Annotated in this window: 6 protein-coding genes and 3 pseudogenes; 2 read left to right on the top strand and 7 right to left on the bottom strand. The window is 64.0% G+C overall.

The window, feature by feature from the left end:
- Nucleotides 1–166, top strand: a pseudogene (locus AC1D1W_RS18870) (GIY-YIG nuclease family protein); the annotation flags it as partial.
- A 192-nt stretch (nucleotides 167–358) separates the two neighbouring features.
- Nucleotides 359–806 (top strand): annotated as a pseudogene (locus AC1D1W_RS18865) (DDE-type integrase/transposase/recombinase); the annotation flags it as partial.
- Nucleotides 807–922: 116 nt separating this feature from the next.
- Here the strand turns inward: AC1D1W_RS18865 and AC1D1W_RS18860 are convergent.
- The 7 genes and pseudogenes from AC1D1W_RS18860 to AC1D1W_RS18830 form a co-directional block, all read right to left on the bottom strand.
- Complete coding sequence (locus AC1D1W_RS18860) at nucleotides 923–1,867, bottom strand: FRG domain-containing protein (RefSeq protein WP_243178764.1); 945 nt, start codon at nucleotides 1,865–1,867, stop codon at nucleotides 923–925.
- Nucleotides 1,868–2,144: 277 nt separating this feature from the next.
- Nucleotides 2,145–3,455, bottom strand: a complete 1,311-nt coding sequence (locus AC1D1W_RS18855) for an alpha/beta fold hydrolase (protein ID WP_243178766.1) — start codon at nucleotides 3,453–3,455, stop codon at nucleotides 2,145–2,147.
- An 11-nt stretch (nucleotides 3,456–3,466) separates the two neighbouring features.
- Complete coding sequence (locus AC1D1W_RS18850; protein WP_476944483.1) at nucleotides 3,467–6,748, bottom strand: M14 family zinc carboxypeptidase; 3,282 nt, start codon at nucleotides 6,746–6,748, stop codon at nucleotides 3,467–3,469.
- Complete coding sequence (locus tag AC1D1W_RS18845; RefSeq protein WP_476944482.1) at nucleotides 6,748–7,083, bottom strand: hypothetical protein; 336 nt, start codon at nucleotides 7,081–7,083, stop codon at nucleotides 6,748–6,750. Before AC1D1W_RS18845 ends, AC1D1W_RS18850 begins: the two co-directional genes overlap by 1 nt.
- 295 nt (nucleotides 7,084–7,378) lie before the next feature.
- Nucleotides 7,379–7,687: a transposase gene (locus tag AC1D1W_RS18840; protein ID WP_243178779.1), complete on the bottom strand. Its 309-nt coding sequence runs from the start codon at nucleotides 7,685–7,687 to the stop codon at nucleotides 7,379–7,381.
- Nucleotides 7,669–8,088, bottom strand: a pseudogene (locus tag AC1D1W_RS18835) (ISL3 family transposase); the annotation flags it as partial. The gene AC1D1W_RS18840 and the pseudogene AC1D1W_RS18835, both read right to left, overlap by 19 nt.
- A 21-nt stretch (nucleotides 8,089–8,109) precedes the next feature.
- Nucleotides 8,110–8,283 carry a hypothetical protein gene (locus AC1D1W_RS18830; protein WP_243178781.1) on the bottom strand — a complete coding sequence of 58 codons (174 nt, stop codon included), beginning with the start codon at nucleotides 8,281–8,283 and terminating at the stop codon, nucleotides 8,110–8,112.
- Between the last annotated feature and the right edge of the window lie 312 nt (nucleotides 8,284–8,595).

Below are 8,595 nucleotides of genomic sequence, written 5' to 3'. Positions count from 1 at the left end.
GATCTCCAACCGCGGAGCATTTCGGAGAAGGCGTCGTCAAAATAGGCCTGACACGACGCCTTAAACCAGCCGAACGCATCACCGAACTCAGTGGCGCATCGGTGCCTTCCGGTTCGACGTCCACACCATATACTTCTCTGAAGATGCAGTTACCTTCGAGAACGAACCGTGCTGAACTACCACCGCTTCAGTCTCGTGATGCATCGCACCAGGCGCCTGGCTCTCTACACCTTCGTGAACGTCGACGGCCGGGTCGGCCAGTCGCCCAGGCGTGATCGGGACCGGCGGTACTTCCACCCCGCCTGAAGCAGTCGGAGCAGGTCGGTGAGGATCTATGCGGATGATTTTGACCGCAGTGGTGAAGTTCGTCGGCGACATCACCTACATCCACACCTGGCAAGGATTCATCTACCTCGTCACCGTCGTCGACTGTTACTCGAAGAAGGTCGTCGGCTGGTCCATCGCCGATCACATGCGCACCGAACTCGTCGCAGATGCGCACAGGAACGCAGCCGCTACGACCCCGATCGAGCCGCTCGCGATCTGGCTCTCCGATCGGGGGCAGCGTCTATACCGCGACCGAATTCAGGGCCCTGATGGCCGGCCTGGGCGATGGGACGCACCGGTATGCTCTGGGACAACAGCATGGCCGGATCCTATTTCTCCGCCCTGAAAAACGAGCCCGGAGCGACGTCGTTCGCTACATCGAAGGGTTCTACAGCAGCCGGCGCCGTCACTCCGCGCTCGGATGCCGGCGGCCCAACGAAGACCGCCATGGATATCAACAGCCAGCCTTGGCAACGTAGAAGAATCCACCAATTCCGCTGTCCGAAATCCCCATGGCAACTTAGATCAGGGTCCGCCAGCGTTCGGCTACGGGTCAGGAGACGGCCCCTGGGTAGCAGCACTCGGCTGCGGCACTTCACCGCTCGACTAGCACCACCCTGCCTGCTTCAAGCCGGTACTCGAACGCTTCATGGAAGGCAGCCAGGACCACATCACCCAAGCTTGGCAACAAGGATTCTTGCGTGTGGGGCGGAAAATCGTTGTCCCAGAACCCCTGGCCGTCGGCGGTCGCGGAGTCATTGAGTAGCAGGAACTTGGCAACCACGACCCCCGGCGAGGACTCGGCCTGGAGAGCTTGGTCGTTGAAATGCGGTTCGCCCACGAGGAATCCATCTTGTAGATGCGGCCGCGGCGCGGAAGGCGGACACACTGCGCTAAGCCGGACCGCGACGGGGCCAACGGACTCATCCTCAGGAACGTCGTCGAGGTCTGAGATGAATGGTGGCATCGCCGTGACGTAGAGATAGCCCTCCGGCTTGGCCTCCTCGGTCCCGAGAGCGAAGGAGGCAGCCACTCGGAGCGAGCCCGTGAAGTCAAGCACAGGAGTGGGCCATAATTCGTAGTGTTGGATGACCGCCCAAGGAGCCAGCCGATAGGCATCTCGGTCGCGAAAACGGTCGAACGGTCGATGCCGAGGCAACTTGTCACGAAGGACAGCCCCGATGCGGCTGGACATCACGTCCAACGCGTCCCAGTAGTACTGCCGATCGTCGCGAAGATCAACCTTCTCACCTTCGCGCCACGGGACATTCCAGGTGTCTCGGAGAAGTGTCGGCCGGAGCGGGAAGTCCTCTGTCTGACCGCGGAAGAGGAGATGGTGCTTCTTGTTCATGACGTTCAGGAACGCAACGATTCTCACCAGTTCGCGAAAAGTTGTGACCTCATACGTCTCGATCGGGATGAGTTCGCCAGGCGGCAGCTTCTGCGACCGGAGGCTAGTGGGCGCCTTCTCTTCCCAGAGTCGCCAAGCGCCGATGCCGTAGTACAAGTTCTCTTCACTGGCGACTGTATTTGTGGACATATTGCCCCCTCTGTGGCTGCGCCACCAAGCTGTGTGATGCGGCTAACTTCTGACCAACGCTAGGCGGGCCTGCTGGTCAAGCGTTGCCGAGGACTGCCTGCACCATTGTCAGACTCAACCCAGCTCTGGCGTGGACGAACCGTCAAGGACGCTGGGCTGTCACTTTCAGCTTGGTTTGGCGGGTTTTCATCAGTACCAAATGGCGGTGCCGGGCTCTCAAGCCCCGACATCGCCGGGATCCCTGCGTCAGTTGCAGCAAAACCGCCATTCCAAACCTTCAGCGGGTTCCCATAGCGGCGAGAACTGCATTAACCACGGGACGACCAGTGACGTCATTGTGTTCGGTGATGAATTTATCCGCGTTGAGGTTGTACACGTTGCCCGGCCGGAAACTGTAGCCTGGTCCGACGGCGACCGCACGGAGTTCGGTCTCGTCCAAGCTCACTTCCGGGGTGTGTTGCGCGCCGTTCCGGCCCATGCCGCCGTAGGGATCGTCCTGGTCACCGAGTCCCGTGGAGTTGTCGCGCGCGATGCGCGAGGCGAGCGGGTAGGCGATGCCGACGGCCAGGTCGTTCTTCGTGTGCGTGATGACGACGGGCCCCGAGATGAGGGTACGGTCCAGGATTCGGCGGAACGCCCCGTCGTTTCGGCCATCAAACTTCCGGCCCAGGCCGTTGTGGGAGTAGGCGGCCTGCAGCAGGGTCATGGTTACGGGAGCATCTCCTGGCTCGATCATTGAGGCAGCCGCCGTCACGAGCCGGCCGCCGAAGCTGTGGCCGACCAGATGCACGGGCAGTTGCGGATACCTCTCCCGTACCCGCAGGAGCAACGAAGCCAAACCAGTCCTGCCCACTGTGGCCGCCCTGGCCTTCATCTGGTAGTACGTGCCGAAGTTCGTGATGCGCCGCGCCGCGGCCTTGGTCCCGGACAGCAAGTCCCCCAAGAACGCCGCACCGCCGTCCGACACAGCCGCGACCCCGCCTTCGCCGACCGGCAGGTCCACCGGCACCCCGACCGAGAACGCGTCGAACAACTCCTCGGGATCCCGGTCGAAGAATTCATAGGAACCGTCGTCTTCGTGCGCCTCATCGGGGTTCAGTACGCTGCGAATCCTCAGGACGAACTCGCGCCTCGCGCTCTCGGACGTCTCCAGTTGGTCGATCAGGGCGGTCGCTTGGTCGATGTTTCCGGCTCGGGCCGAGTCTTCGCCGGCCTCGCCGAGGCGGTCGGGATCGTGCTTGAGGGCTGAAAGTGCGCGCAGCAACGCCCGGTCGTTCTCGGCATTTGCTGAGGCGACGCCGCCACCGGGGATGAGGTCGGCGTCGGTGAACTTCTTGCTCGGCCAGAACACTCGCAGGACAGCCAGCTTAGGCGCAGCACCGTCCGCCGCGCGCTCCTGCAACTGGGCGAGATTTGCCAGGAAAGCGTCGTACAACTTTTCTGCGTCCGCCTTGTCGTTATTCCAACCGTGGGACAGCACCAGCAGGTCCGAGGCGTCACGGAGCCCGGAGAGCAGTGACGCTGCCTGTTCTTGGTCGAAGACCGAGCCGTCCCTGCGGAACTCGACATCAAACTGTCCGACGATCATACGAAGCCCTCCTATATTGACTGAATTGCCCTCATGAGGTCGACCAGGCCATGGCCCTCGAAGTACCGCTCCCGCCCAAGCGGGGTCGCGGCGCTGAGAAACGTCTTCTTCACCTCGAGCGGGCGACCGATGAACTCCCGCCGGATGGAGAGGAACGCAGCAATCGCGCCCGACACATGCGGAGCCGCCATGCTGGTACCGCTATCTTCGACGTAGTAGGCCCGTTTCTGTCGCCCCTTCGGTCCGGTGTCTTCAGCGGCTGCGGGGGCATCGCCGTTGGGCGTGCCCTGTCCCCACGAGGCACCCGGTGCCGCTGAGGTGCTGTCCCCGCCCGTGGCCGGCGCGGGCTCCAGCATCCCCCACGCCTTGCTTAGCCCGGAACCTGCGGCACAGGAGATGATGCGCTCTCCCGGCGCGACCAAGTCGGGTTTGAGCCTGCCGTCCCCGGTCGGCCCCTTCGAGGAAAAGTAGGAAATTCCGAACGTGTGCGGTGCCTCCCGGTGGGTCGAGCCCACTGTGATGGCGTCCTCGGCGTTTCCCGGATCGTTGATGGTATTCGACAGCCCCACCCGGGTGATCCTGGTACCTGCACTTAGGCTTGAGTAGCCGGTGTTACCCGCCGCGGTGACCACGACCACCCCCGCCCGCACCAGCCGGTTGACCTCCGTGCAGAGCGGGCTCTGACCGCAGGCGAACATCTCGGCGTCGAACTCGTAGCCGACGCTCAGGTTCACCCCCTGCACGCGCAGAAGCTTGGGGTTGTCATTCAGCCGTTCCCGGATGTATTCCAAGGCCCGGACGATGTTACTCGATCTGCCTGCACCGTTCTCGTCCAGCGCACGCAAGCTGACAAGCCTGCATTCGGGCGCGACGCCGTGGAAACGCTGGCGCTCACGGTCGCTCTGGATAACCCGCTGCCGTGTGCTGGTTCTGAGTTTGGGCCGATTCTCATCCTCATCGCCGGAAGCGATGTTCTGTCGCCTCTCCAGCACTACGATCTCGACGTCTCCGGGCGCTCGACCGGCGATAATCCCGGCGACGTGGGTGCCGTGCCCGAGCGGATCCTGCAGCGCGTGCGTGCGGTGCTCCTGCAGCCGGCGCTGCCGCTGCTCCTCGGTAAGGGGCGGACCGTCCACGGCTTCCTCGTCGGGATCGTCTAACTGCTGACCGTTTACGGGTGTGAAACACCGGTGAAGGTTACGCACCCGAGGGTCACAGAGCGCGTGGTCGCTATCCGACCCGAACTGCCAGTGGCTGGCGTCAATGCCGGAATCGATCACGGCCCATGTGATATTCTCGCCGGTCGCATCGAATGAACGCAGGGCCGCGTCGGCTTTAATCGTGGAGAGCGACCTCGTGATACTCGCCTGAACGGGGAAATCCGGCCAGAGCCTGTAGACGGACCGATAGGTGAAATCATCCATCCCTTGGTTCGCGCCCTGGCCGGCCTCTCTGTGGGCTCGCTCGACGGCGACTTCCTCGTCCGCGGCGATCAGCTTCTTCCACTCGTCGAGCTTCATTTCGCACCGGAAATATGTCTTCGAGATCTTCACCAGATGCCAAGGCGGGCCAGCCGCGCTCTCACCCTCCGGCACGAGGGCATTCTTGAACAGGTTCACGAACGCGGTCGCCGCCCCGGCGAGGCCATTCATGTGCTGCACGTTCAGCTCCACCATGTAGGGCCCTCGGTCCTCCGGTGTTTCGCCCAAGYCCCACCGCTTGCGGTGCTCATCGTCTTCAAGCTCCGGTGGAACGGTTACCTGAGAAAGACGGTCGCCCTGGAAATCACCCTGCTCGACAGGGCCATTCCCTCCAAGACTGCCCCTATTGCCGTCGCCCGGGACCGAGGCGTCTGTGGGTCCTCGCTCCATGAGCTCGTGCACGATCTCTGAGGTGGAAAGCCCGGCAAAAGCGCCCAACCGGTCCCGCACGGCTTGCAGGTCGGGCCGCAGCTCTGCGGGGCCGCGCTCGGCCAGGGCGTGAAGGAATTCATTGGCCTCGCCGGCTGTCTCCGGGGCCAGGATGGCACCATTGTCGGTCACCTGCGCCCCGGCAGCGGTCACGAGGCGCGCGGCACGCCCGGCCAGCTCGGGATCCTCCAGCACGAGGCTGATCAGCGGTGCCTGGAGCTGTTCAAACAGTGCGATCCAGCTCCGTCCTTGCTCGGTGCCGCCGAGTTCGTCCCTGGCCCGGCGCAGCGCAACGACCTCCGTGTCGCGGTCTAGCAGCTTCGAGCCGATCAGCTCGATGGCGCAGATGGACTGCTGGAGCAGTTCCAGCAGACCCGACTCGACCTCCCGCTTGACCGGTTCGGGATTGGCAGGGTGGAAGGATTCGGCCACGCTGCCCTGCCAGGGGCCGGCCTCGAGGGTGAAGCCGTAGGTCTTGTGCTGCGCACCGTCGGCAATGTGGCGTGCGTAGGCATAGTCGCTCAGCGTCCCCGTGGTGGGATACAAGCCGAGCCCGGATTCCCTGGTGTATTGTCGGCCGCGCACGTCGGCGATGGCCTGAACAATGCGGTCTCCGACGCTTTCGAAGCGCGTCAGGTCCCGCGGCGTCATGTACTCGGCGTAACTCGGGTCCGTGATTGGCTGGCAGGCAGTCGTCGGCAGGGTGGTGAACCCCTTCGTTGGGTCCGTCGTCTGGGTCGGTGCGTGTCCCCAGGGGTGGAGCACTAATTCGGAATAGGAATGCACGTCGGCGAAGCAATCGATGCCGCGGGAATCGAGCAGGTGCTGGACGTTGCGGGTCTCGGGCTCCGAAAACACGGACGGTCCGCAATAGACCTCCGAGCACGGGTCGCAGGAGGTCTGCCCTTCTGTGACGCCCCAGAGGAGGTCCGCATTGCGGTTCAGGTCCACCCCGTCACAGGGGGTCCCCGGGTTGTCGCGCCGGTTCTTGCGCCACAGGCTATCGACGGTCATCACGAAGTGGCGGCCGTCCGGGTTCACGCAGGGCAGCAGGTACACATCAAGAGTCTCCAGGATCAGTTTGACATCGGCGGCCGGCCAGATCCGGCCGCCGAGGACCACGTCGCTTCCTGTCCGGTAGCTGGCCACGAGGTCGACGGCCAGTTCGATGAGCAGGTCCGGGTTCATCAGTTCGCGCGCGTGCGTGCCGCCCACCAGCAACACGCACCGGCGGTTGTCCCCGCCGCCGGCACGGAGCCGCAGGGCACGGACCGGCCGGCCCTGGACCGAGGACTCGGGCAGCGTGAATTGCGTGCAGAGCTGCGGATGGGTCGCCGCGAGGGTGCTGCCGGTGGTATCGAGTTGGGAAACCGTGCGGTACATCAGACCTCTCCCTCCTGCTCCGTGCCGCCAAGGCGTTCCTCGAGCCAGGCGGCCGCGGCGTCGTCGTCCATGATCAGCGAGGGGTCCAGYGGACCTGCGGGTGCGGCCTGGACGATTGTGACTTCGAATCCGCTCCCGACGAGACGGGCCGCCTCATCCRTGTCGACCAGCAGCCGGACCCCTCCCTCCGGATCGGGCACACGGTCCAGGTCCATGTCCGCCACCCGGCGCATGTCCATCCTTTCCGCAGCCCCGGCCCCGGCACCGGCACGGACAATGACCTCGTACCTTGCCTTCGCCTGGTCAGCCTCTTGGGGAGTATCCTCGCCAGCCATCACCGGCCTCCCTTCCTGAAGCAGGGCTTCATCCGGCCCGGCAGTACGTGAGCCTGCCGACTCGGTTCTCCCGAAAATGGAACAATTCTTTGTTCGGCTGCTTGCCGGCCCAAGCCTGGCATGGACAGCATGTGTCGTCAGCCACCCCCAGTCTGCGTAGATGCCGTTACTTGGGCGTTACAAGTGTTGGAGGGAGGCATCCCGGCGGCATCGATCCAGGTGTCGGCTCCGGCCAGGTCGGCGCACCTGTACCGGCTCTTGGCGGTTGGTGGAGAAAGTGTTTCCCGGGTGAGTGTCATGCCGCCGTCCGGACGGCACTTCTCATGAGGATAATCGATTTGTAGTTGCCGGAGTTCCGGTAGCCGCGGGCGGTTCGTTTGATGTGCTTGATTCCCGTGTTATTCGCCTCGACCTTGCCGGTTTTGGCGCCGATGACGATGATTACCTCAATCTCCTTCCACCAGCGGCACTCCGTGCGGTAGAGCTTGTTCGTCTCGGGCCGTCCTGCCGCCGCAACGAGGACCGGAGTTCGTCTTTCGCTGCGGCGGCCTCGACCAGGGAGATGGTGCGCAGCAGGATCCGCAGCTGTTCCTTGACCTTCCATACTGCCTGCACCTTGCCGGTGGCGTCATCGGCGTCGAAGACCGCTTCGAGCCGGTGGGCTGCAGTGTCGGGGAGCGTCTCGCCGGCGCGCACGAGCAGCATCCGGTGCGCCCAGGCCATGTCGATACTCCGGCCGCGGCGGCCCTTGACCTGTTGGGAGAGGTTCTGCCGCGCCTCGGTCACCACCTGATTGGCGAGGGAGACCAGATGGAAGTGATCAACCGCGACAGCGATCCGGGGAAGCCACATCCGGAACGCCGCGGACAGGTCGATCGCGACGACCTGCACGCCGAGCCGCCACTGGAGCGGTCGGGCGAAGAGCCAGTCGCCGACGCTCTTGTGGTCCCTGCCGTCCACGACGCCCAGGACCTGGCCTCTGTCCAGATTCAAGATGGTGGTCATCCACGGTTCGTGCCGGATCCACTAGCTGGACTCAGCATCACGGAAATACCGCACGGACCGGAACCGGTGCTCATCGATCCCCAGCAGCCGCGGACTCAGCTCATCCACCTCGAACAGCGTCAGGAAGCAGGCTTCGGTCAGCGCTGCACGGACTAACCACCAGGACACAGCGAACGCGGCGGCGGTCTCGGACACTGCCCGGCGGACCGGACAACCACATCAACTACGTGGCCCCGGAGCCTTCCGGTGAACCGTGCGCCGCGAGGGATCTGGGTCGTGGATTCAGAGAACGAGAGCCGGGCGCAGACCGGTTCATCGCAATACCAGCGGGATTTGGACCACAGGACCTGGACGGCGACAGGGATGTCACGGGTCCGCTGAGCGCCGTTCCTTCCGCCGTGCCGCAACGACACCACACGTCGTGCAGCCCGGAGGCTGGTCGGTTTCGACAATAATCTGGCGTTGTCCGTCCGCCAGGACGCTGACGGACTCGACGCAGTAGTCAGG

It is taken from the genome of Arthrobacter sp. P1_B4 (assembly GCF_056406555.1).
Note: the sequence above shows the minus strand (reverse complement) of the source record. Positions and strands in the feature narration are given on the sequence as shown.